20 protein-coding genes are annotated in these 23,000 nt (G+C 61.2%); 11 read left to right on the forward strand and 9 right to left on the reverse strand.

The genetic code is table 11. The features are described 5' to 3' along the window. Positions 1–15 precede the first annotated feature (15 nt). From PspS35_RS21900 to PspS35_RS21910, 3 genes are read left to right on the forward strand one after another with little or no spacing between them, the layout of a single operon-like run. Positions 16–930: a PLP-dependent cysteine synthase family protein gene (locus PspS35_RS21900; protein ID WP_159936763.1), complete on the forward strand. Its 915-nt coding sequence runs from the start codon at positions 16–18 to the stop codon at positions 928–930. A gap of 37 nt (positions 931–967) precedes the next feature. Next, positions 968–1,960 (forward strand): serine O-acetyltransferase, encoded by a 993-nt coding sequence (locus PspS35_RS21905; protein ID WP_159936764.1) that lies wholly within the window; start codon positions 968–970, stop codon positions 1,958–1,960. Between the two features lie 2 nt (positions 1,961–1,962). After that, positions 1,963–2,691, forward strand: a complete 729-nt coding sequence (locus PspS35_RS21910) for an alanyl-tRNA editing protein (protein WP_159936765.1) — start codon at positions 1,963–1,965, stop codon at positions 2,689–2,691. Positions 2,692–2,753: 62 nt separating this feature from the next. Here PspS35_RS21910 and prpD read toward each other — a convergent pair whose 3' ends face one another. The 6 genes from prpD to PspS35_RS21940 all read right to left on the reverse strand — a co-directional run bounded on the left by prpD (position 2,754) and on the right by PspS35_RS21940 (position 11,188). Beyond that, entirely contained in the window at positions 2,754–4,238 is a 1,485-nt protein-coding gene (gene prpD, locus PspS35_RS21915; protein WP_159936766.1) for a 2-methylcitrate dehydratase, read from the reverse strand. 129 nt (positions 4,239–4,367) lie between these two features. Then, a complete protein-coding gene (gene prpF / locus PspS35_RS21920) occupies positions 4,368–5,558 on the reverse strand; it encodes a 2-methylaconitate cis-trans isomerase PrpF (RefSeq protein WP_159936767.1) in 1,191 nt (396 codons plus the stop codon). 10 nt (positions 5,559–5,568) lie between these two features. Continuing rightward, complete coding sequence (acnD, locus tag PspS35_RS21925) at positions 5,569–8,163, reverse strand: Fe/S-dependent 2-methylisocitrate dehydratase AcnD (RefSeq protein WP_159936768.1); 2,595 nt, start codon at positions 8,161–8,163, stop codon at positions 5,569–5,571. 133 nt (positions 8,164–8,296) lie between these two features. Then, on the reverse strand, positions 8,297–9,424 hold the full coding sequence (gene prpC, locus PspS35_RS21930; protein WP_159936769.1) for a 2-methylcitrate synthase: 1,128 nt from the start codon (positions 9,422–9,424) through the stop codon (positions 8,297–8,299). 160 nt (positions 9,425–9,584) lie between these two features. Further along, positions 9,585–10,478: a methylisocitrate lyase gene (gene prpB, locus PspS35_RS21935; protein WP_159936770.1), complete on the reverse strand. Its 894-nt coding sequence runs from the start codon at positions 10,476–10,478 to the stop codon at positions 9,585–9,587. Continuing rightward, a complete protein-coding gene (locus PspS35_RS21940; RefSeq protein ID WP_159936771.1) occupies positions 10,475–11,188 on the reverse strand; it encodes a GntR family transcriptional regulator in 714 nt (237 codons plus the stop codon). The genes prpB and PspS35_RS21940 overlap by 4 nt, the downstream gene beginning before the upstream one ends. Positions 11,189–11,459: 271 nt before the next feature. On the opposite strand from PspS35_RS21940, the gene PspS35_RS21945 reads away from it, so the two are divergent. The 4 genes from PspS35_RS21945 (at position 11,460) to pabB (ending at position 15,960) form a co-directional block, all read left to right on the forward strand. Further along, complete coding sequence (locus PspS35_RS21945) at positions 11,460–11,993, forward strand: ATP-dependent zinc protease (RefSeq protein ID WP_159936772.1); 534 nt, start codon at positions 11,460–11,462, stop codon at positions 11,991–11,993. Positions 11,994–11,998: 5 nt separating this feature from the next. Further along, on the forward strand, positions 11,999–13,531 hold the full coding sequence (locus tag PspS35_RS21950; protein ID WP_159936773.1) for an inactive transglutaminase family protein: 1,533 nt from the start codon (positions 11,999–12,001) through the stop codon (positions 13,529–13,531). Continuing rightward, positions 13,531–14,517, forward strand: a complete 987-nt coding sequence (locus PspS35_RS21955) for an alpha-L-glutamate ligase-like protein (RefSeq protein ID WP_090400363.1) — start codon at positions 13,531–13,533, stop codon at positions 14,515–14,517. The genes PspS35_RS21950 and PspS35_RS21955 overlap by 1 nt, the downstream gene beginning before the upstream one ends. A gap of 99 nt (positions 14,518–14,616) precedes the next feature. Then, entirely contained in the window at positions 14,617–15,960 is a 1,344-nt protein-coding gene (gene pabB, locus PspS35_RS21960) for an aminodeoxychorismate synthase component I (RefSeq protein ID WP_159936774.1), read from the forward strand. 271 nt (positions 15,961–16,231) lie between these two features. Here the strand turns inward: pabB and thrH are convergent, their stop codons facing one another. Further along, positions 16,232–16,849 carry a bifunctional phosphoserine phosphatase/homoserine phosphotransferase ThrH gene (thrH, locus tag PspS35_RS21965; RefSeq protein WP_099582722.1) on the reverse strand — a complete coding sequence of 206 codons (618 nt, stop codon included), beginning with the start codon at positions 16,847–16,849 and terminating at the stop codon, positions 16,232–16,234. A gap of 151 nt (positions 16,850–17,000) precedes the next feature. Between thrH and PspS35_RS21970 the strand changes: the two genes are divergently transcribed. From PspS35_RS21970 to PspS35_RS21980, 3 genes are all read left to right on the forward strand, one after another. Continuing rightward, positions 17,001–17,735 (forward strand): phosphoadenylyl-sulfate reductase, encoded by a 735-nt coding sequence (locus tag PspS35_RS21970; RefSeq protein ID WP_159936775.1) that lies wholly within the window; start codon positions 17,001–17,003, stop codon positions 17,733–17,735. Between the two features lie 408 nt (positions 17,736–18,143). Next, a complete protein-coding gene (locus tag PspS35_RS21975) occupies positions 18,144–19,673 on the forward strand; it encodes an NCS1 family nucleobase:cation symporter-1 (RefSeq protein ID WP_159936776.1) in 1,530 nt (509 codons plus the stop codon). 13 nt (positions 19,674–19,686) lie between these two features. Then, on the forward strand, positions 19,687–20,415 hold the full coding sequence (locus PspS35_RS21980) for an aspartate/glutamate racemase family protein (RefSeq protein ID WP_159936777.1): 729 nt from the start codon (positions 19,687–19,689) through the stop codon (positions 20,413–20,415). A 29-nt stretch (positions 20,416–20,444) separates the two neighbouring features. Here PspS35_RS21980 and PspS35_RS21985 read toward each other — a convergent pair whose 3' ends face one another. Continuing rightward, positions 20,445–21,368: a LysR family transcriptional regulator gene (locus PspS35_RS21985; RefSeq protein WP_159936778.1), complete on the reverse strand. Its 924-nt coding sequence runs from the start codon at positions 21,366–21,368 to the stop codon at positions 20,445–20,447. 126 nt (positions 21,369–21,494) lie between these two features. Here PspS35_RS21985 and PspS35_RS21990 point away from each other — a divergent pair, with 126 nt between their 5' ends. Beyond that, a complete protein-coding gene (locus PspS35_RS21990; RefSeq protein ID WP_159936779.1) occupies positions 21,495–22,241 on the forward strand; it encodes a 3-oxoacyl-ACP reductase family protein in 747 nt (248 codons plus the stop codon). Between the two features lie 66 nt (positions 22,242–22,307). Here the strand turns inward: PspS35_RS21990 and PspS35_RS21995 are convergent, their stop codons facing one another. Further along, positions 22,308–22,994 carry an HAD-IA family hydrolase gene (locus tag PspS35_RS21995; RefSeq protein WP_159936780.1) on the reverse strand — a complete coding sequence of 229 codons (687 nt, stop codon included), beginning with the start codon at positions 22,992–22,994 and terminating at the stop codon, positions 22,308–22,310. Between the last annotated feature and the right edge of the window lie 6 nt (positions 22,995–23,000).

Here is a 23,000-nt window from a genome sequence, read left to right on the forward strand (position 1 = left end):
TCGGAGGGCTGACTGATGCTGCATAACTCAATCCTCGACGCCATCGGCCACACACCTATCGTGCGCCTGGCACAGTTCTCCGAAGACCTCGGCATCGAGGTCTACGCCAAGCTTGAATCCCTCAACCCCGGTGGCAGCCACAAGGCGCGCATCGCCTTGGGCATGATCCTCGACGCCGAACGGCGGGGCGTGCTGATGCGCGATTGCGGGCAAACCATCATCGAGCCCAGCGGCGGCAATACCGGCATCGGCCTGGTGATGGCGGGCAATGTGCTGGGCTACAAGGTAGTGCTGGTGATTCCCGACAACTACAGCCCCGAAAAACAGAAGCTGCTGCGCCTGTACGGCGCCAAGGTGGTGCTCTCGGACAGCCGCCTGGGCAACAATTCCCATGGCGAAAAGTGCATGGAGCTGCAGCTGGAAAACCCCAGCTACGTGATGCTCAACCAGCAACGCAACGGCGCCAATCCGCAGACCCACCGCGACACCACCGCACCGGAAATCCTGCGCGCCTTTGGTGAGCGCCGCGTGGACTACTTCGTCAGCGGCATCGGCACCGGTGGCCACATCACCGGCATCGGCGAAACCCTCAAAGCCGCCTGGCCGGCCATCCGCGTCATGGGTGTGGAACCGGAAGAATGCGACCTGCTGAAAAACCAGCATGCGCCACACCACATCCAAGGCCTGTCGATTGGCCTGATTCCGAGCATCCTCAATCTCGATGTGATCGACGGCATGCTCAAGGTCTCGCGCCAGGACTGCATCGACATGATGAAACGCATCATGCGCACCGATGCCATCAGCCTGGGTCTGTCCTCCGCTGCCAATATGGTGGCCGTCGCCCAACTGGCCCCCGAACTACCGCCCGAAACGGTGGTGTTGACCATGGTCTATGACAATGCCGACAGCTACCTGCCCAGTTTCGAATAACCGGTTTTCCAACCAGCCAGAATGCGGGGGTGCCTCAATGGGCGGCTTTATCGACATGCAACAGTTGCACGATGAGTTGCTCACCCACCTCATCAAGACCCTCACGCCCGCACAGATGAAAAAACTGGAGCCGCACCTGGCGCCACTGATCCAGCAGACCGCCCAGGCGGTAGCCGAGGACCTGATTGCCTACGCCTATCGCGACCCGGCGTCCCGTGGGCGCGGCGAGCTGATCCTGGAGTCCTATGCCTCGTTCAAGGCGGTGTTGTATTACCGGTTGGCGCACCGCGTGTGGAACTTCCCTGACCAGACCAACGGCGTGTTCTCACGGATTGCCCTCAAGCTCAGCAACCAGGGCAAAGTCCTTTCCGGCGCCGAGATCCACCCGGCGGCGCGCATTGGTCGGCGCTTCGTGCTGGACCACGGCTACGGCACGGTGATCGGTGAAACCTGCGAGATCGGCAACGACTGCTACATCCTCTGCGGTGTGACCCTCGGCGCCCGGGGCATTGCCAACAACCCCGACGGCAAGCGCCACCCTCGGCTGGGCAACAACGTCGAAATCGGCTCCGGCGCACGGGTGCTGGGGTATGTGTTGATTGGCGATAACGTGTTTATCAGCCCGTCCTGCGTGATCACCCAGGACGTGCCCGCCGGCACCAAGGTCAAGGTGGTGAACCAGATCCAACTGCAAAAAAACGATGAGTCGGACCACAGCAACTACCTCGGCGCCTTCGCCCTGGATGAACGCCTGCACGTGGTCGGAGAGGTCAACGCCAGCCACAAGGTCACGGTGCTGGACGCCGACTTCCACCCCTTGCCGGGGCTGATGCTGGAGCCGACCGTGAAGGAGCGTCACCACCTGCAATTTCGCCTGCACCGCGTCGAAGCCAGCAACCAACTGCCGCGCCTGCCGCTGAACCTGAAAATCTGCGGCCCGGAGTTTGAAATCACCCTGCTGTCCCCCCCTGGCTTGAGTGCAATGGTGCGTCACCTGCTGCAAGCCAGCCCACTGATCGTCGGAGGTTGAACATGTCCGTGCACACCATGGAAACCCTGGCGCTGTTCGACAGCGCGCCCTACCAGAACGCATTCAGCGCCCGGGTGATTGCCGTCAGCGAACAGGGCATCGCCCTGGAACACACGCTGTTCTATCCCACCGGCGGCGGACAGCCGGGCGACACCGGCCACTTGACCTTGCCCGATGGTACGCAGGTGACGGTGAGCGGCACCGTACGCGATCCCGTATTGCGCTCGATCATCTGGCACCAGGTAGAACACTGCCCCGCGCAGTTGACCGCCGGGGTCCTGGTCGATGCATCCCTGGATTGGGAACGGCGCTACCAGCACATGAAAATGCACACCTGCCTGCACCTGTTGTGTTCGCTCATCGATGCGCCTGTCACGGGCTGCAGCATCAGTGCCGACAAAGGCCGCCTGGATTTCGACCTGCCGGAAATGACCCTCGACAAGGACAGCATCACCCGTGACCTCAATGCGCTGATCGAACAGGCTCACCCGGTAAGAACCCTGTCGATGGCCGCCACGGAATACTCCACCCTGTTGCAAATCACCCGCACCCAGGCGGTTGCGCCGCCGGTGGTCCAAGGCGCGGTCCAGGTGATCGAAATCGCCGGGGTCGACATCCAGCCCTGCGGCGGCACCCATGTGATCAACACCGAAGAAATCGGCCGGGTGTTCTGCGAGAAAATCGAGAAAAAGAGCAAGCACAACCGGAGGGTGATCCTTAGGTTTGAGTGAACTCGGTTCAAAATGTGGGAGGGGGCTTGCCCCCTCCCACACTTTTTGTACCCAGTTGCTTTCTAGATCACGAACAGGTCCATGAAGCGGTTCACCGCTGTGGCCTCAAGCTTCGCCTGGTCTTTGCACAAGGCAAAAATCTCGGCACTGCGCTGCGCCGTGAACCGCGTCGCCAGGTTGGCCTTGAACTTGTCTTCCAGCAACGCAATGCCCTCCACCCGACGCCGACGATGACCGATGGGGTATTGCACCGCCACCTGCTCAGTGCTGGAGCCATCCTTGAAAAACACCTGCACCGCATTGGCGATGGAACGCTTGTCGGCCTCCAGGTATTCGCGGCTGTAGCGCGGGTCTTCGATGATGACCATCTTGTCGCGCAACTGATCGATGATCGGGTGGGCGGCGTGAAACGTGTCCTCGTACTGCTCGGCCACCAGATTGCCAAACGCCAGGGGCACGGCGGTCATGTATTGCAGGCAGTGGTCGCGGTCGGCGGCGTTGGCCAACTGGCCGACCTTGGAAATGATGCGAATCGCCGACTCATGGGTGGTGATCACGATGCGTTCGATTTCATGCAGGCGCCCCCTCACCAACGGGTGCAGTGTCACTGCCGCTTCACAGGCCGTTTGCGCATGAAATTCAGCGGGGAAGCTGATCTTGAACAGCACGTTTTCCATCACATAAGTGCCGTATGCCTGGGACAGGCTGAACGCACGTTTGTCCTCGGGCTTGAGCGCCAGGTCCTTGTTGGTGTGGCTGAACAACACGTCGTAAAAGCCCCACTGCGGCGCGCTCAACACACCGGGGATGCCCATCTCGCCACGCAGCGCGATATCCGCCAGGCGCACGCCACGACTCGACGCATCACCGGCAGCCCAGGATTTGCGCGAGCCCGCATTCGGCGCATGGCGGTAAGTGCGCAGCGCCTGTCCGTCCACAAACGCATGGGACAAGGCCGACAGCAGTTGCTCACGGTTGGCGCCCATCAGCTTGGCAGTGACTGCCGTCGAGGCGACTTTCACCAGCAGCACATGGTCGAGGCCGACGCGATTAAAGGAGTTTTCCAACGCGATCACGCCCTGGATTTCGTGGGCCATGATCATGGCTTCCAACACGGTTCGCACAGTCAGGGGCGCATCACCATTGGCCACACGTTTTTGCGACAGGTGATCAGCCACGGCAAGAATGCCGCCGAGGTTATCCGAGGGGTGGCCCCATTCGGCGGCGAGCCAGGTGTCGTTGTAGTCGAGCCAGCGCACGATGCAGCCGATATCCCAAGCAGCCTTGACCGGGTCCAACCGAAAGGACGTACCCGGTACGCGCGCGCCGAATGGCACAACCGTACCCTCCACAATCGGCCCCAGGTGCTTGGTGCACTCGGGAAAACGCAGGGCCAGCAGGCCGCAACCGAGGGTGTCCATCAGGCAGTTGCGGGCCGTGTCGAGGGCGGCCTGGGAATCGATGCGGTAATTGAGGACGTAGTCGGCGATGTCCTGCAAAACCTGGTCGTAATCGGGGCGGTTGTTCTGGTCGACGTTGGTGCTCATGGCAGATCTCCAAAGTGAGTTAGGGTTGTTGCATCCTCAGGGTCAGGGTTGATCGTTTCGCAGGTCTGAATGCCTGTTTATGACTGTGGGAGCGGGCTTGCCCCTCCCACATTGGATGTGTGCAGGGTTTTAGAAGGCGTCGCCGGGGACGCGGACGAAACCTTCCATCAGCACCCGTGCACTGCGGCTCATGATGGCTTTCTTCACCACCCATTCACCGTTCACCTGGGTGGCTTCGGCCCCCACGCGCAACGTGCCGGACGGATGCCCGAAGCGCACCGCATTACGTTCAATGCCGCCCGCGGCGAGGTTGACCAGCGTGCCGCAAATCGCCGCCGCCGTGCCAATCGCCACCGCAGCGGTGCCCATCATGGCGTGGTGCAACTTGCCCATGGACAGTGCGCGCACCAGCAAATCCACATCGCCGGCCTTGATCGCCTTGCCGCTGGATGCCACGTAATCTGCAGGCTTGGCGACAAACGCGACCTTCGGCGTGTGCTGGCGCTGGGCGGCTTCGTCCAGATGCTTGATCAAACCCATGCGCAGTGCGCCGTAGGCCCGCACGGTCTCGAACATGGCCAGGGCCTTGGGGTCGCTGTTGATTGCGCCTTGCAGCTCGGTGCCGGTGTAGCCGAGGTCTTCGGCGTTGATGAAAATCGTCGGGATACCGGCATTGATCAACGTGGCTTTGAACGTGCCGACGCCGGGCACTTCCAGGTCGTCGATCAGGTTGCCGGTGGGGAACATCGAACCACCGCCGCCCTCTTCTTCCGCCGCCGGGTCCATGAACTCCAGTTGCACTTCGGCCGCAGGGAAGGTCACGCCGTCCAGTTCGAAGTCACCGGTTTCCTGCACCGCGCCGTTGGTAATCGGCACGTGGGCGATGATGGTCTTGCCGATATTGGCCTGCCACACACGCACCACCGCCACGCCGTTGTGCGGGACGCGGGCCGGGTCGACCAGGCCGGCGCTGACGGCAAACGAACCCACCGCCGCCGACAGGTTGCCGCAGTTGCCGCTCCAGTCGACGAAGGGTTTGTCGATGGAGACCTGGCCAAACAGGTAGTCCACGTCGTGCCCGGCGCGGGTGCTTTTGGCCAGGATCACGCTTTTGCTGGTGCTGGACGTGGCGCCGCCCATGCCGTCGATTTGCTTGTCGTAGGGATCGGGGCTGCCGATCACGCGCAGCAGCAAGGCATCGCGGGCAGCACCCGGTACCTGCGCCGACACGGGCAGGTCCTTAACGCTGAAAAATACGCCCTTGCTGGTGCCGCCACGCATGTAGGTGGCGGGGATCTTGATTTGCGGTACGTGTGCCATGGTCGTCCTCTTAAGCGGTCGCCGCCGATTCCAGGAAGTCCTGGGCAAAACGTTGCAACACGCCGCCCGCCTCGTAGATCGACACTTCTTCGGCGGTGTCCAGGCGGCAAGTCACCGGCACCTCGACACGTTCGCCATTCTTGCGGTTGATCACCAGGGTCAACAGTGCACGCGGGGTGCGTTCGCCGACCACGTCATAGGTTTCGCTGCCGTCGATGTGCAAGGTGTGGCGGTCGGTGCCCGGCAAAAACTCCAGGGGCAACACGCCCATGCCCACCAGGTTGGTGCGGTGGATACGCTCGAAACCTTCGGCGGCAATCGCCTCCACGCCGGCCAGGCGCACGCCCTTGGCCGCCCAGTCGCGGGACGAGCCCTGGCCGTAGTCAGCGCCGGCGATGATGATCAGCGGTTGCTTGCGCTCCATGTAGGTTTCGATGGCTTCCCACATCCGCGTGACCTGGCCTTCGGGCTCGATGCGCGCCAGGGAACCCTGCTTGACCTTGCCGTTCTCCAGCACCATTTCGTTGAACAGTTTCGGGTTGGCGAACGTTGCGCGTTGCGCAGTCAAGTGGTCGCCGCGGTGGGTTGCGTAAGAATTGAAGTCGACTTCCGGCAGGCCCATCTTCGCCAGGTATTCGCCGGCGGCGCTGTCGAGCATGATCGCGTTGGACGGCGACAAATGGTCGGTGGTGATGTTGTCCGGCAGCACCGCCAGCGGGCGCATGCCCTTGAGCGGCCGCGCACCGGCCAATGCGCCTTCCCAATAAGGCGGGCGGCGGATATAGGTGCTTTGCGGGCGCCAGTCGTACAGCGGCGTGACTTTGGGGCCGGTGTCTTCGTGGATCGCGAACATCGGAATGTAGACCGCACGGAACTGCTCCGGCTTGACTGACGCCTTGACCACCGCGTCAATCTCTTCGTCGCTGGGCCAGATGTCTTGCAGGCGGATTTCCTTGCCGTCGGCGTCGAGGCCGAGTACGTCCTTTTCGATGTCGAAACGAATGGTGCCGGCAATTGCGTAAGCCACCACCAACGGCGGCGACGCGAGGAAGGCTTGCTTGGCGTACGGGTGAATGCGCCCATCGAAATTGCGGTTGCCCGAGAGCACGGCGGTGGCGTAGAGGTCGCGGTCGATGATCTCTTGCTGGATCACCGGGTCGAGCGCGCCGGACATGCCATTGCAGGTGGTGCAGGCAAACGCCACCACGCCAAAACCGAGCTGATCCAGCTCATGCCCCAGGCCGGCTTCTTCCAGGTACATGGCCACGGTTTTCGAACCCGGCGCCAGGGACGACTTGACCCACGGTTTGCGCTTGAGCCCCAGCTTGTTGGCATTGCGCGCCAACAGCCCAGCGGCGATCACATTGCGCGGGTTGCTGGTGTTGGTGCAACTGGTGATGGCGGCGATGATCACCGCGCCATCGGGCATTTGCCCCGGCACATCATCCCACTGGCCGCTGATGCCTTTGGCCGCCAGGTCGCGGGTGGCGACGCGGGCGTGCGGGTTGCTCGGGCCGGCCATGTTGCGCACCACGCTGGACAGGTCGAAGGTCAGGCCACGCTCGTACTGCGCGCCTTTGAGGTCATCCGCCCACAGGCCGGTGAGGCGGGCGTATTGCTCGACCAGGGCGACTTGCTCGTCTTCCCGGCCGGTGAGTTTCAGGTAAGCGATGGTCTGCTGATCGATGTAGAACATCGCCGCCGTCGCGCCATATTCCGGTGCCATGTTGGAGATGGTGGCGCGGTCGCCCAACGTGAGTGCCGAAGCCCCTTCACCGAAGAATTCCAGCCACGCGCCGACGACTTTCTGTTTACGCAGGAACTCGGTCAGCGCCAGCACCATGTCGGTGGCGGTGATGCCCGGCAGCAGCTTGCCGGTAAGTTCGACGCCGACACTTTCCGGCAGGCGCATCCATGAGGCGCGGCCGAGCATCACGCTCTCCGCTTCCAGGCCGCCGACGCCGATGGCGATCACGCCCAACGCATCCACGTGGGGCGTGTGGCTGTCGGTGCCGACACAGGTGTCGGGGAACGCCACGCCGTCACGTACCTGGATCACCGGGGACATTTTTTCCAGGTTGATCTGGTGCATGATGCCGTTGCCCGGTGGGATCACGTCGACGTTCTTGAAGGCCTTTTTGGTCCACTCGATAAAGTGGAAACGGTCTTCGTTGCGACGGTCTTCGATGGCGCGGTTCTTCTCAAACGCATCCGGGTCAAAACCACCGGCTTCAACGGCCAGGGAGTGATCGACGATCAATTGGGTCGGCACCACCGGGTTGACCTGCGCCGGGTCACCGCCTTGCAGGGCAATGGCATCGCGCAGGCCGGCGAGGTCGACCAGGGCGGTCTGGCCGAGGATGTCGTGGCACACCACCCGCGCCGGGAACCAGGGGAAGTCGAGGTCGCGTTTGCGCTCGATCAATTGGCTCAGGGATGCGTTGAGGGTGGCGGGGTCGCAACGGCGCACCAGGTTCTCGGCAAGCACACGAGAGGTGTAGGGCAAGGTGGCGTAGGCGCCGGGGGTGATGGCTTCGACTGCCGCACGGGCGTCGAAGAAATCCAGGCGGCTGCCGGGGAGCGGTTTGCGAAATGCTGTGTTCATCGTCAGGACTCGGTCACGGTGATTGCAAAAGGAAGACCTGGGCCGATCCGAGGCTGGAATGAGGTCAACATGTGGGAGAGGGCTTGCCCCCTCCCACATGTTGACCTCATTCCAGTCCTGGGATCGTCGGTCTTCAGCGACGTTCGATTGGCACGAACTTGCGCTGTTCGACGCCGGTGTACTCGGCGCTTGGACGGATGATGCGGTTGTTGGCGCGCTGCTCGAACACATGCGCGGCCCAGCCGGTGAGGCGTGAGCAGACGAAGATCGGCGTGAACAGTTTGGTCGGGATGCCCATGAAGTGGTACGCCGAGGCATGGTAGAAGTCGGCGTTGGGGAACAGTTTTTTCTGTTCCCACATGGTCTTGTCGATGGCTTCGGAGACCGGGAACAGCACCGTGTCGCCCACTTCATCAGCGAGTTTTTTCGCCCAGCCCTTGATCACTTCATTACGCGGGTCGTTGTCTTTGTAGATCGCATGGCCAAAGCCCATGATCTTGTCCTTGCGCGCCAGCATGCCGAGGGTGCCTTCGACGGCGTCTTCGGCCGACGCGAAGCGCTCGATCATTTCCATCGCCGCTTCGTTGGCGCCGCCGTGCAGCGGGCCACGCAGGGAGCCGATGGCGGCGGTGACGCAGGAATACAGGTCGGACAGGGTCGACGCGCACACCCGCGCGGTGAACGTCGAGGCGTTGAACTCGTGCTCGGCGTAGAGGATCAACGAGACGTTCATGACCTTGACGTGCAACTCGCTCGGCGACTTGCCGTGCAGCAGGTGCAGGAAATGGCCGCCGATGCTCGGTTCGTCGGTCACGCAGTCGATGCGCTTGCCGTCGTGGCTGAAGCGGTACCAGTAGCACATGATCGCCGGGAACGCGGCGAGCAGGCGGTCGGTGACATCGCGCTGCACGCTGAAGTCTTTCTCGGGTTCGATATTGCCCAGGAACGAGCAACCGGTGCGCATCACGTCCATCGGGTGGGCGTCGGCAGGGATGCGTTCCAGCACTTCTTTCAGTGCTTGGGGCAGGTCACGCAATGTGCTCAGTTTTTTGCTGTAGGCGGCCAGTTCGGCCTGGGTCGGCAGTTCGCCGTACAGCAGCAGGTAGGCGACCTCTTCGAACTGCGCGTCGGCGGCCAGTTCGCGCACGTCATAGCCGCGATAGGTCAGGCCGGCACCGGCCTGGCCGACGGTGGACAGTGCGGTCTGCCCGGCCACCTGGCCACGCAGGCCGGCGCCACTCAATACTTTTGCTTCAGCCATGGTTCTTCTCCAATTTTGTATTTATAGGGAGCCGCCTAGGGGAGCGGTTTTTTGTGGGAGCGGGCTTGCTCGCGAATGCAGTGTGTCAGTCAGCAGACGCCTATCTGACCCGCCGCTTTCGCGAGCAAGCCCGCTCCCACACAAGCACCTTCCTACAGGTTTATTTCTTGGCGGCGAACAGCGCGTCGAGCTTTTGCTCGAAGGTGTGGTAGTCGATGCGGTCGTAAAGCTCCATGCGGGTTTGCATGGTGTCGATCACGTTCTGTTGGGTGCCGTCGCGACGGATCGCGGTGTACACGTTCTCGGCGGCCTTGTTCATGGCGCGAAAGGCCGAGAGTGGGTACAGCACCAGGGAAACATCAGCAGATTTCAACTGTTCGGTGGTGAACAGCGGGGTTGCGCCGAATTCGGTGATGTTGGCCAGGATCGGCGCTTTCACCCGGGCGGCGAACAGTTTGTACATCTCAAGTTCGGTGATGGCTTCCGGGAACACCATGTCGGCGCCAGCCTCAATGCAAGCGGCGGCGCGTTCCAGGGCGGACTCCAGGCCTTCGACGGCCAGCGCATCGGTGCGCGCCATGATCACGAAGCTGTCGTCGGTGCGCGCATCCACGGCGGCCTTGATGCGGTCGACCATTTCCTGCTGGGACACGATTTCTTTGTTCGGGCGATGGCCGCAGCGCTTGGCGCCGACCTGGTCTTCGATATGAATGGCCGCGGCGCCGAACTTGATCATCGACTTGACGGTGCGCGCCACGTTGAACGCCGAGGAGCCGAAACCGGTGTCCACGTCTACCAGCAGTGGCAAGTCGCAGACATCGGTGATGCGGCGCACGTCAGTGAGCACGTCGTCCAGGCCGGTGATGCCCAGGTCCGGCACCCCCAGGGAGCCGGCAGCCACGCCGCCGCCCGACAGGTAAATCGCCTTGAAGCCCGCGCGCTTGGCCAGCAGCGCGTGGTTGGCGTTGATTGCGCCAACGACCTGCAAGGGCTGTTCGCTGGCGACTGCGTCACGGAAACGCTGGCCTGGGGTGTTCTTATTGTAGGAACTCATGACTCACCTCGTGATTGGGGCGCGCCGTCGGGGAAGTGACGGGCAATATTGCGTTTGGACGCGCCGATATGACGGCGCATCAGCAGTTCGGCCAGTTCACCATCGCGATCGGCAATCGCGTCAAGAATGCGGTGATGCTCGGCAAAGGCCTGGCGTGGACGATTGGGAGTGGCGGAGAACTGGATGCGGTACATCCGCACCAACTGATACAGCTCGCCGCAGAGCATTTGCGTGAGGGTGCGGTTGCCGGCGCCTTGAATTATCCGGTAATGGAAATCGAAGTCGCCTTCCTGCTGGTAATAGCCGACACCGGCCTGGAACGCGGCATCCCGTTCGTGGGTGTGCAGCACTTGGCGCAGTTCTTCGATTTCGACATCGGTCATGCGCTCGGCGGCCAGGCGACACGCCATGCCTTCCAGGGATTCGCGGATCTCATACAGTTCGACCAGCTCGGCATGGCTCAACGACACCACGCGTGCGCCCACATGGGGCACACGCACCAGCAGGCGCTGGCCTTCCAGGCGGTGGATCGCCTCACGCAAAGGGCCACGGCTGATGCCATAGGTGCGCGCCAGTTCCGGCTCGGAGATCTTGCTGCCGGGGGCGATCTCGCCCTTGACGATCGCGGCCTGGATACGCCGGAAGACGTTCTCCGACATTGTCTGGGAATCGTCCGAAGCGGCTACCAAAGATTCCGATTGAACCCGCATATTGTCGACACCTTTTAAATCAATGTGGCAAAAACTAGCCAATCGCCCACTGATAGTCAAAGAATAAATACACATTGTCGACAATCGTCTAATAACCCAAGCGCACTCGATACGGGCATGGCCGGCTGCCAGCGCTGGCGCCAAAAAAGCATCATGTTAGAATGCCCGTCGAATTTGCCTGACATCATTGGATGAAACGGCGCACGAGGGAGTTTGCGCAGCAATGCCAGTCGCCTTGAATTGAACATCGCACTGCACCGCCTCAGGATCTATGAGACTCAAGCCCTTCCCCCTGTTTTGCCTACTGTGCCTCCCGAGCCTTGGCGTTGCCGCCGAGAAGACTGTGTATGGCCTCAACGAATACGCCCAATTGGCCGGCATCGACCTGGAAGTGGCCGCCAAGCTGGACACCGGCGCCAAGACCGCTTCGCTCAGTGCCCGTGATATCAAGCGCTTCAAGCGCAACGGCGAATCCTGGGTGCGCTTCTACCTGGCCATCGACACCGCCCACTCCTACCCCATCGAACGCCCGCTGGCGCGCGTCAGCAAGATCAAGCGCCGCGCCGGCGACTACGACCCCGATGAAGACAAGAACTACACCGCCCGCCCGGTAATTGCCTTGGATATCTGCATGGGCCGCGCTTTACGCAGCATCGAAGTGAACTTGACTGACCGCAGCGCTTTCCAATATCCGCTGCTGATCGGCTCCGAAGCGCTCAAACGCTTTGATGCGCTGGTCGACCCCAGTCTTAAATATGCAGCAGGCAAACCTGCCTGCGCCGCCGACGCTCATACCGCCGAGTAAACCGAATGCGCTCTCTTACCCTGCACCTGAAAATCCTGATCGCCATCCTGGTGGTGCTGGGGATTTCGGTCACCGCCTACCAGATCTTCGTGCTGGGCATTCCTGTCACCGAGGACGCAACCGACGACTTGTGGAACATCGACGCCAAGGTCGAGTTCGTCGCCAACCCGAAAGACCCGGTGAAGATCCAGATGTTCGTGCCGCCCTTGAGCCGCGACTTCGTCAGCCTGAATGAGAGCTTTATCTCCAATAACTACGGGGTGAGCGTCAACCGCATCGACGGCAACCGCAAGGTCACTTGGTCGGCGCGCCGGGCCAAGGGCAACCAGACCCTGTATTACCGCCTGGTACTGACCAAGCGTTACAGCGGCGAGAAAACCAAGATCAAGGGCCCGACCTTCCGTGACAGCATCGCCGTGGAAGGCCCGGAAAAAATCGCCGCAGAAGCCCTGCTGGCGCCGATCCGCCAGCACTCGGCCGATGTCGAGACCTTCATCACCGAAGCCATCAAGCGCACCAACAACCTCAACGACGACAATGTGAAGCTGCTGCTGGCAGGCGACCCGTCCACGCCGCACAAGGCCAAGATCGTCGAACTGCTGCTGTCCATTGCCCATGTGCCGGTAGAAAAGGTCCACACCATTCGCCTGGTCGCCGACCAGCCGCAAACCCCGGAACTGTGGCTGCGCAGTTTCAATGGCAACGACTGGCTGTACTTCAACCCGGAAACCGGCGAACAGGGCCTGCCCACCGACCGCCTGCTGTGGTGGACCGGCGATGAAAACCTGATCACCGTCGATGGCGGCAAGAAAGCCATGGTCACGTTCAGCCTCAACAACAGCGAAATGAACGCCATTCGCCTGGCCAAGCTGACCGACGAGAACACCGACGCCAACTTCCTCGAATACTCGCTGTACGGCCTGCCGCTGCAAACCCAGCAGACCTTCATGATCATGGTGATGATCCCGATCGGCGTGCTGGTGATCCTGATCCTGCGCAACCTGATCGGCCTGCAGACCCTGGGTACCTTTACCCCGGTGCTGATCGCGCTGGCCTTTCGCGAGACCCAACTGGGCTTCGGGATTGTGCTGTTTACGATCATCACGGCGCTGGGGTTGTCACTCCGGTCGTACCTTGAACACTTGAAACTGCAGATGCTGCCAAGGCTCTCGGTGGTGCTGACGTTCGTGGTGGTGCTGATCGCGGCCATCAGCCTGTTCAGCCATAAGCTTGGCCTTGAACGCGGGCTGTCGGTGGCACTGTTCCCGATGGTGATCCTGACCATGACCATCGAACGCCTGTCCATCACCTGGGAAGAGCGCGGCGGCGGCCATGCCATGAAGGTGGCGATTGGTACCCTGTTTGCCGCCTCCCTGGCCCACATCATCATGAGCGTGCCGGAGTTGATCTACTTCGTGTTCACCTTCCCGGCGATCCTGCTGATCCTGGTGGGCTTCATGCTGGCCATGGGTCGTTATCGCGGCTACCGCCTGACCGAACTGGTGCGTTTCAAGGCCTTCCTGAAGGCTGACTCGTAATGTTCGGCTTCTGGAAGACCTGGAAGGCCCTCGAAGCGCGGGGCATCATGGGCATCAACCGGCGCAACGCCGACTACGTGCTCAAGTACAACAAGCGCAGCCTGTACCCGATCGTGGATGACAAGATCATCACCAAGGAACGGGCGATTGCCGCCGGTATTCACGTGCCGCAGATGTACGGAGTGATCTCCACCGAGAAGGAAATCGACAAGCTCGACGAGATTATCGGTGGGCGCAGCGACTTCGTGATCAAGCCGGCCCAAGGCGCCGGCGGTGATGGCATCCTCGTGGTGGCCGACCGTTTTGAAGGGCGCTATCGCACGGTATCCGGCAAGATCATCAGCCATGAGGAAATCGAGCATCAGATTTCCAGCATCCTCACCGGCCTGTATTCCCTGGGCGGCCACCGCGACCGTGCACTGATCGAATACCGCGTGGTGCCTGACCAGATCTTCAAGAGCATCAGCTACGAAGGCGTGCCGGACATCCGCATCATCGTGCTGATGGGCTATCCGGTGATGGCCATGCTGCGCTTGCCAACCCGCCAGTCAGGCGGCAAGGCCAACCTGCACCAGGGCGCGATTGGCGTCGGTGTGGACCTCGCCACCGGCCTGACCCTGCGTGGTACCTGGCTGAACAACATCATCACCAAACACCCGGACACCACCAACGCAGTGGATGGCGTGCAACTGCCCAACTGGGACGGCTTCATGAAGCTTGCGGCCGGCTGCTACGAGCTGTGCGGGCTGGGCTATATCGGTGTGGACATGGTGCTCGACCAGGAAAAAGGCCCGTTGATCCTGGAACTGAATGCGCGGCCGGGGCTGAATATCCAGATTGCCAACGACTGCGGCTTGACCTTGCGTACTCATGCGGTAGAAGCGCGACTGGAAGAACTGAAAGCCGCCGGCGTGACGGAAACCCCCGAGGAGCGGGTGAAGTTCGTGCAGGAAATGTTTGGGCATATTCCTCCTGTAGAGGGCTGATCCAGCCTTCAATCTGTCTATCCCCGACATCCCCTCTAGGAGCAAATCCTACGGGGGACTACAATCCCCTCCCCCGCGCCTTGGCTGATCCACCCCCGCATGTCGACATGTTCCGTACACCCGCTGCCCTACCGGGCCAACCCCGCCGAGTATTTTGCGGCGATTCGCCACGCCCCCGGCGCAGTGCTACTCGACAGTGGCCGGCCCGCTGCCGAACGCGGTCGTTATGACCTGCTCAGTGCTTGGCCTGAGGCGACCTTGACGGTGGATCCTGACGAAAGCGGCAGCAACTTCCTACGGCGATTGCGCAAAAACCTTTCGCAGTTGGGTGAAGCAACATTGCCAGACGACTATGAGTTGCCGTTTGCAGGCGGCTTGATCGGCTACCTGAGCTACGACTTCGGCCGGCATCTGGAACAAATGCCGCACTTGGCGGTGGATGACCTGCACTTGCCGGATGCGCGCTTCGGGCTGTATGCCTGGGCGCTGATCAGCGATCACCTGGCACAGACCAGCCAATTGGTGTTTCACCCGGCGCTGGCCGAGAGCGAGCGGCAGCGGCTGATGACGCTGTTCGGCAGCGACGCTGGCGCCGTCCCGGCGACTTTCACACTGCAAGGCCCGATGGCACCGGACCTGAGCGTCGAGGCTTACCAGCAGGCCATCGAGCGCATCCAGGCGTACATCCAGGCCGGTGACTGCTACCAGGTCAACTTCGCCCAGCGTTTTCGCGCGCCGTGCAGCGGTGATCCCTGGGTCGCCTATTGCGCCTTGCGCGAAGCCTGCCCGACGCCGTTCTCCGGGTTCCAGAGCCTGCCGGATGACGGCGCGGTGCTCAGCCTGTCGCCCGAGCGTTTCGTGCGCATCAGCGAGCGCCAGGTCGAAACCCGCCCGATCAAAGGCACCCGCCCCCGCGCAGCCACGCCTGAAGAAGATGCCGCCCACGCCGCCGAACTGCTGGCCAGCCCCAAGGATCGCGCCGAGAACCTGATGATTGTCGACCTGCTGCGCAACGACCTGGGCCGCAGTTGCCGCACCGGCTCGGTGAACGTGCCGGAGCTGTTCAGCCTGGAAAGCTACCCCAACGTGCACCACCTGGTGAGCAGCGTGACCGGCACCCTGGCCGACGACAAAGACGCCCTCGACCTGATCGCCGGCAGCTTCCCCGGCGGCTCCATCACCGGCGCGCCGAAGATTCGCGCCATGCAGATCATCGACGAACTGGAACCGACCCGACGCGGCTTGTACTGCGGCTCGCTGGTGTACCTGGACGTGCGCGGCGAGATGGACAGCTCCATCGCCATCCGCAGCTTGCTGGTCAAGGATGGCCAGGTGTGCTGCTGGGGCGGCGGCGGGATCGTGGCGGATTCGCAGTGGGAGGCGGAATACCAGGAGTCGCTGACGAAGGTGCGGGTGTTGTTGCAAACGCTGGAAGGCCTGTAGCGTCCAACTCCGACCGTCCGAAAAGTACGAAGCGGAACATTTTCCAATGCAACCTTCTGATCCGGTAGAAGCGATGGCAGGGCCGGCCCTATCGGGGCATGGGTATCTACACAACTTCCAGTGAATACGGAATCTATGGCAATCAGGCTTCTGTGGTGAGCGGGCTTGCCCCGCTCACCACAGAGTTATGTGTCAGCCTTTAAGAGTTGTGTAGATACCTATGCCTATCGGGGGCAAGCCCCCGATAGGGCCAACAGCATCACAGAATGACTTACAGGCTCAACTGCCGGTTCGACGCCTTGATGAACTCTTTCTTCAAGTCCTCAAACGTATGCACCGCCGGGAACTGCGGGAACTCGCGAATTACATTTTCCGGCGCATGGAACAGAATCCCACGGTCAGCTTCACCCAGCATGGTGGTGTCGTTGTAGGAATCGCCGGCGGCGATCACACGGTAGTAGAGCGTCTTGAACGCCAATACCGACTGGCGCTTGGGGTCTTTCTGGCGCAGTTGGTAGCTCACCACCCGGTCGGTTTCATCGGTGATCAGGCGGTGGCACAGCAGGGTCGGGAAGCCCAGTTGGCGCATCAGTGGCTGGGAGAATTCGTAGAAGGTGTCGGACAGGATCACCACCTGGAAACGCTCGCGCAGCCAGTTGACGAACTCGATGGCACCGTCCAGCGGCTTGAGCGTGGCGATCACAGCCTGGATGTCGGCGAGTTTGAGGCCGTGTTCATCAAGGATGCGCAGACGTTGCTGCATCAGCACGTCGTAGTCGGGAATGTCCCGAGTGGTGGCCCGCAGGGATTCAATACCGGTTTTTTCGGCGAAGGCGATCCAGATTTCCGGAACCAGTACCCCTTCCAGGTCGAGACAGGCAATTTCCACAAGACACTCCCATTAGATGTTGTTGGTTGAGCGAGCAAAATGACTGCCGAACTCTAGCGATTCATGCTCGCCGCCGCAACGCAGAGCGGATTTTGATACCATCGCTCCCCTATAGAGCGCTCAGCGCCACTGACCTGTAGGAACCGTCCTGATGAACCAAGCCTTCGACGTCGCTGAACTCGCCGCGACTTACGCCAACAAATCCGCCCAGGACATTCTCAAGCTGGCGTTCAGCCAGTTCGGCGATGACCTGTGGATCTCCTTCAGCGGCGCCGAGGACGTGGTGCTGGTGGACATGGCCTGGAAGCTGAACAAGAACGTCAAGGTGTTCAGCCTCGACACCGGTCGTCTGCACCCGCAGACCTACCGGTTTATCGAGCAGGTGCGCGACTTCTACAAGATCGACATCGAACTGATCTCGCCGGACCAGAGCAAGCTGGAACCCTTCGTCAAGGAAAAGGGCCTGTTCAGCTTCTATAAGGACGGCCATGGCGAATGCTGCGGCGTGCGCAAGATCGAGCCGTTGCGCCGCAAGCTGTCGGGCGTGAAAGCCTGGGCCACCGGTCAACGCCGTGACCAAAGCCCCGGCACACGCAGCCAGGTGGCGGCGCTGGAGATAGACACAGCCTTCTCTACCCCGGAACGCACCTTGTACAAGTTCAACCCGCTGTCGCAAATGACCAGCGAAGAGATCTGGGGTTACATCCGCATGCTGGAGTTGCCGTACAACAGCTTGCATGAGCGCGGGTTTATCAGCATCGGCTGCGAGCCCTGCACCCGGCCTGTGCTGCCGAACCAGCACGAGCGCGAAGGTCGTTGGTGGTGGGAAGAAGCCACGCAAAAGGAATGCGGGCTGCATGCTGGGAATATCATCAGCAAGGCCTAAGGGCTGACGCGGTTAGAAAATGTGGGAGGGGGCAAGCCCCCTCCCACATTTTTTTGTGTTGAATGCTAGAGATGTACACATAGATGTAACCATCGGTGCCATTTATGTGTGCAATTTTCCTTAAGCCGCACCATAACGTAACACCTCTCCCGTCCCCTCGATTGGCCTGGCGAATCGCGCGCTGACAGCCCAAAAATAAATAGCTGTTCAATCGGTCAATTTATATTTCTTCAAATTCAGTCATTTATTTAACCAACCTATAAAAACGAAATTACCCAGGATTTTCATAGATCCAAAACTGGCACGCATGTGGCTTAAGGTGAAATGTGCTTTGTATACAATAAATACAAAACCTACATACACTTTGCCATCTGCCGTTTCCCAGCAGATGTGCTGGAGCCTGCCGGAATGCGTACAAGCCTCTCGAATGACCTCGCACTGGATCTGCCCTCCTGCGCGCTGAACCCAGACGCCGCAAGCGCCGGCCCCTTGGTCCTCAGCCCACGCCTGCACAACAAAGACCTGGCGCCGACCAAGGTCGAAGGTCGGCGTTGGGGGCGCTACAGCATCTTTGCGCTGTGGACCAACGATGTGCACAACATCGCCAACTATTCGTTCGCCATTGGCCTTTATGCATTGGGCCTGGGCGGTTGGCAGATCCTGCTGTCGCTGGGGATCGGTGCGGCATTGGTGTACTTCTTCATGAACTTGTCGGGGTATATGGGGCAGAAGACCGGCGTACCGTTCCCGGTGATCAGCCGCATCAGTTTCGGCATTCACGGCGCGCAGATTCCAGCGTTGATCCGTGCCGTGATTGCGATTGCCTGGTTTGGTATACAGACCTACCTGGCCTCGGTGGTTTTCCGCGTGCTACTGACCGCAATTCATCCAGGGTTTGCCGACTATGACCACAACTCGATCCTCGGCCTGTCATCCCTTGGCTGGGCCTGTTTTGTGGCGATCTGGTTCGTGCAACTGGTGATCCTGGCCTACGGCATGGAGATGGTGCGTCGCTATGAAGGCTTCGCCGGGCCAGTGATTCTGGCTACGGTGGCGGCATTGGCCGGCTGGATGTACTTCCAGGCGGGCGGCAACATTGCCTGGTCGATCCGCGAGCCGCTGAGCGGCGGCGAGATGTGGCGCAATATCTTTGCCGGCGGCGCATTGTGGCTGTCGATCTACGGCACGCTGATCCTCAATTTCTGCGACTTCGCCCGCTCCTCGCCGTGCCGCAGAACCATCCAGGTCGGCAATTTCTGGGGCCTGCCGGTGAATATCCTGGTGTTTGCCGCCATCACCGTGCTGTTGTGCGGTGGGCAATTCCAACTCAATGGCCGGGTGATCGAGAGCCCGACCGAAATCATCGCGGCTATCCCCAATACCTTCTTCCTCGTGCTCGGCTGCCTGGCGTTCCTGATCGTCACCGTGGCCGTCAACATCATGGCCAACTTCGTTGCGCCAGCCTTTGTGCTGAGCAACCTGGCGCCCAAGTACCTGAACTTCCGCCGTGCCGGGTTGATCAGCGCCACCGTGGCCGTGCTGATCCTGCCGTGGAACCTCTACAACAGCCCGTTGGTGATCGTGTACTTCCTCTCTGGCCTCGGTGCACTGTTGGGGCCGTTGTACGGGGTGATCATGGTCGATTATTGGCTGATCCGTAAAAGCCAGGTGGACGTGCCGCAGTTGTACAGCGAAGACCCGCAGGGCGTTTATTACTACAGCCGTGGGGTCAATCTGCGCGCCGTGGCTGCGTTTATTCCCGCGGCCGTCATCGCCATTCTGCTCGCGCTGTTGCCAGGGTTCGCCAGTGTCTCGCCGTTTTCCTGGTTGTTTGGCGCCGGTATTGCAGGGTTGCTGTACCTGCTGATCGCCAAGCGCCAGCCGTTCTACGCCGATGTCAGCGGCGAAAGCATTGCAGTCGATAACGCCAGTCATTAAACAAGGACATTCCATGCGCATCCTCGTGGTCAACGTCAACACCACCGAATCCATTACCGACACCATCGCCCAGCAAGCGCGGGCCGTGGCCTCACCGGGCACCGAGATCGTCGGGCTCACGCCTTTCTTCGGCGCCGAATCGGTGGAGGGCAACTTTGAAAGCTACCTGGCCGCCATCGCCGTAATGGACCGGGTAATGGCCTACGACCAGCCGTTCGATGCGGTGATCCAGGCCGGCTACGGCGAACACGGCCGCGAAGGCCTGCAGGAATTGTTGAACGTGCCGGTGGTGGACATCACCGAAGCCGCCGCCAGCACCGCGATGTTCCTGGGCCATGCCTATTCGGTGGTAACCACCCTGGACCGCACAGTGCCGCTGATCGAAGACCGCCTGAAACTCGCCGGCCTGTACCAACGCTGCGCCTCGGTGCGGGCCAGCGGGATGGCGGTTTTGGAACTGGAAGAAGACCCGTTGGCCGCTATGGAAGCCATCGTGCGCCAGGCGGAACTGGCCATTCGCGAAGACAAAGCCGAAGTGATCTGCCTGGGTTGCGGCGGCATGGCGGGGCTGGATGAGCAGATTCGCCAGCGCACCGGCGTACCGGTGGTGGATGGGGTGACGGCGGCGGTGACGATTGCCGAGTCGCTGGTGCGCTTGGGGTTGTCGACCTCGAAGATCAGGACTTACGCAACGCCACGGCCGAAGAAGGTTATTGGTTGGCCAAGCAGGTTTGGCCACTGAAAATCCAATGGGCACGGGCTTGCCCGCATTTAGATCGCGCTGAATCGTTGTCCCAAGCCCTGCTCGGCAAACTGCTCAATGATGAAATCCACAAACGCCCGGGTCTTGCCGGGCAGTAACTTGTGCTCGGCGTAGTAGATGGAAATGTTGCCGTCGTCGACATACCAGTCCGGCAACACCCGCACCACCGCGCCGCTATCGAGGAACGGCACGGCCATCGGCATGCTCACCAGCGCAATGCCCAGGCCCTGGGCGCTGGCGCAGCAGGCGGCTTCGGAATCGCTCATGGTCATGCCGGGCTTGAGCACGAGCGGGCGGTGTTCACGCTCGCGGCTGGTCAATTGCCAGGAACGAACGCGGCCGGTTTGCGGTGAGCGGATGAGGATGCCGAGGCAACGCGCCAAACCCTCCGGCGCCAGCACCGGCGGGCACTGCGCCAGGTAATCCAGCGACGCCACCAGCACTCGGTGTGCCGGTGTCAGCTTGCGTGCTACCACGCCCTGGGGCAGCTCAAAACCACCGCCAATCGCGGCATCGAAGCCTTGCCCGATCAGGTCGACCTGGCGGTTATCGAAATGCCAATCCGGGCTGATATCCGCAAAGCGCTCCATGAATTCCCCCAGCATCGGCACCACATAACGATTGCCGAACACCGTGCCCATGCTGACCTTGAGCGTACCCACCGGCCGCCCTTCGGCGCTGGCCAGGTTGGCCACGGCGTTCTGGATAGTCGTGAGGCTGCCGCTGACCTCTTCGAGGAACAGCTTGCCGGCTTCGGTCAACGTGAGGCGCCGGGTGCTGCGCTGGAACAGCCGCACACCGAGGCGCAGTTCCAGCTTGGCCACGCTTTTTCCTACCGCCGCCGGGGTCAGGCTCAGGTGCCGCGCCGCTTCGGCAAAGCTGCCGCCTTCGGCGCTGCGCACGAAGCATTCGATACTGCCAAAGCTCTCCATTTCGCCCCACTCTAAACTTTTGGTTTACACAGACTATAGCAATCACGGTCTACCGGTAGGCATGGGCGAGGTCGATACTCGGCTCCAACAACAAGGCATCCTGCCTTGAACAGCCAGGAGATCGTCATGACCACACTCAACCTCAGCGGTAAAGTCGCCTTGATTCAAGGCGGTTCGCGCGGCATCGGCGCCGCCATCGTCAAACGCCTCGCGGCGCAAGGTGCCGCCGTCGCCTTTACCTACGTCAGCTCGGCCACCAAGGCAAAAGAATTGCAGAACAGCGTAATCAGCGCAGGCGGCAAAGCCCTGGCAATTCACGCCGACAGCGCCGATGCCAGCGCGATTCGCAACGCCGTCAACGCCACCGTCGAAGCCTTTGGGCGCCTGGATATCCTGGTGAACAACGCTGGCGTGCTGGCCATCGCGCCGCTGGAAGACTTCAAGCTGGAAGACTTCGACCAGACCCTGGCGATCAACGTACGCAGCGTATTCATCGCCACCCAGGAAGCGGCCAAGCACATGGGTGAAGGCGGCCGGGTGATCAATATCGGCAGCACCAATGCCGAGCGCATGCCGTTTGGCGGCGGCGGGCCGTATGCAATGAGCAAGGCGGCGCTGGTGGGGCTGACCAAGGGCTTGGCGCGGGACCTGGGGCCACGGGGTATCACGATTAATAATGTGCAGCCTGGGCCGGTGGATACCGATATGAATCCGGCGAACAGCGATTTTGCCGAGAGCCTGATCGGGTTGATGGCGGTGGGGCGTTACGGGCATGTGGAAGAGATTGCCAGTTTCGTGGCGTACCTGGCGGGACCGGAAGCGGGGTATATCACGGGGGCCAGCCTGACGATCGATGGCGGGTTCAGCGCCTGATAATTCTAAAGCCATGAAATCAAATGTGGGAGGGGCTCCCGCCCACATTTTTTGCCCTGCCGTGAATCAGGACATCGGCGGCAAGCCATAGGCCGCCAGGTCAAAGTCCGCCAACTTGCGGATGATCTGGTCGGCATGCTGGTACTTGCTGTCGGCCATGGCCTCATCGGGCACGGCGATGGCGGTCATATGGGCGGCCTTCGCGGCAGTGACGCCGAACGGCGAGTCTTCGAACACCAGGCAATCTTGCGGCGCCACACCCAAGCGGCGGGCGGCGGTGAGGAAAATATCCGGCGCGGGTTTGGCAGCGCCGACTTCGGGGTCGTCAGCGGTCACGATGGTGTCGAACAGGCCAAACCACTCGCGGTGCAACGTGGTCTTGTGGCCAAACGAGTTGCGCGACGAACTGGTGCCCACGGCGATCGGAATATTGTGCGCCTTCAAATGCCGCACCAAGGCCTCGGCGCCTGGCATACCCAGGGCCTTGGGAAAACGCTCACTCATCAACGGCTCGCGAATTTCCAGAAACTCGGCCGGTGTGATCGGCAAGTCCAACGCCTTGACCACGTACTCCGCCAAGTCCTGCGCCCCGCGACCAATAATGTGCTGCTTGATCCCCCAATCATAGGTACGCCCGTAGCGTTCGGCGATGATCTGCGTGACTTCGGTGTAGATGCCTTCTGTGTCCAGCAACAACCCGTCCATATCGAAAATCACAGCCTTGATCGGGGCAACGGTACGCGGTGGATTCATCACAAC

Source organism: Pseudomonas sp. S35 (genome assembly GCF_009866765.1).
GTDB lineage: Bacteria > Pseudomonadota > Gammaproteobacteria > Pseudomonadales > Pseudomonadaceae > Aquipseudomonas.

Excerpts from the sequence above, each read along its gene's own strand:
- PspS35_RS21985 (WP_159936778.1), bottom strand. The coding sequence starts at position 21,368 with ATGGAGAGCTTTGGCAGTATCGAATGCTTCGTGCGCAGCGCCGAAGGC.
- prpC (WP_159936769.1), bottom strand. The coding sequence starts at position 9,424 with ATGGCTGAAGCAAAAGTATTGAGTGGCGCCGGCCTGCGTGGCCAGGTG.
- PspS35_RS21955 (WP_090400363.1), top strand. The coding sequence starts at position 13,531 with ATGTTCGGCTTCTGGAAGACCTGGAAGGCCCTCGAAGCGCGGGGCATC.
- PspS35_RS21905 (WP_159936764.1), top strand. The coding sequence starts at position 968 with ATGGGCGGCTTTATCGACATGCAACAGTTGCACGATGAGTTGCTCACC.
- prpD (WP_159936766.1), bottom strand. The coding sequence starts at position 4,238 with ATGAGCACCAACGTCGACCAGAACAACCGCCCCGATTACGACCAGGTT.
- PspS35_RS21980 (WP_159936777.1), top strand. The coding sequence starts at position 19,687 with ATGCGCATCCTCGTGGTCAACGTCAACACCACCGAATCCATTACCGAC.
- PspS35_RS21995 (WP_159936780.1), bottom strand. The coding sequence starts at position 22,994 with ATGAATCCACCGCGTACCGTTGCCCCGATCAAGGCTGTGATTTTCGAT.
- PspS35_RS21950 (WP_159936773.1), top strand. The coding sequence starts at position 11,999 with ATGCGCTCTCTTACCCTGCACCTGAAAATCCTGATCGCCATCCTGGTG.
- acnD (WP_159936768.1), bottom strand. The coding sequence starts at position 8,163 with ATGAACACAGCATTTCGCAAACCGCTCCCCGGCAGCCGCCTGGATTTC.
- PspS35_RS21940 (WP_159936771.1), bottom strand. The coding sequence starts at position 11,188 with ATGCGGGTTCAATCGGAATCTTTGGTAGCCGCTTCGGACGATTCCCAG.
- PspS35_RS21970 (WP_159936775.1), top strand. The coding sequence starts at position 17,001 with ATGAACCAAGCCTTCGACGTCGCTGAACTCGCCGCGACTTACGCCAAC.
- PspS35_RS21900 (WP_159936763.1), top strand. The coding sequence starts at position 16 with ATGCTGCATAACTCAATCCTCGACGCCATCGGCCACACACCTATCGTG.
- PspS35_RS21910 (WP_159936765.1), top strand. The coding sequence starts at position 1,963 with ATGTCCGTGCACACCATGGAAACCCTGGCGCTGTTCGACAGCGCGCCC.
- prpB (WP_159936770.1), bottom strand. The coding sequence starts at position 10,478 with ATGAGTTCCTACAATAAGAACACCCCAGGCCAGCGTTTCCGTGACGCA.
- PspS35_RS21990 (WP_159936779.1), top strand. The coding sequence starts at position 21,495 with ATGACCACACTCAACCTCAGCGGTAAAGTCGCCTTGATTCAAGGCGGT.
- PspS35_RS21945 (WP_159936772.1), top strand. The coding sequence starts at position 11,460 with ATGAGACTCAAGCCCTTCCCCCTGTTTTGCCTACTGTGCCTCCCGAGC.
- PspS35_RS21975 (WP_159936776.1), top strand. The coding sequence starts at position 18,144 with ATGCGTACAAGCCTCTCGAATGACCTCGCACTGGATCTGCCCTCCTGC.
- prpF (WP_159936767.1), bottom strand. The coding sequence starts at position 5,558 with ATGGCACACGTACCGCAAATCAAGATCCCCGCCACCTACATGCGTGGC.
- pabB (WP_159936774.1), top strand. The coding sequence starts at position 14,617 with ATGTCGACATGTTCCGTACACCCGCTGCCCTACCGGGCCAACCCCGCC.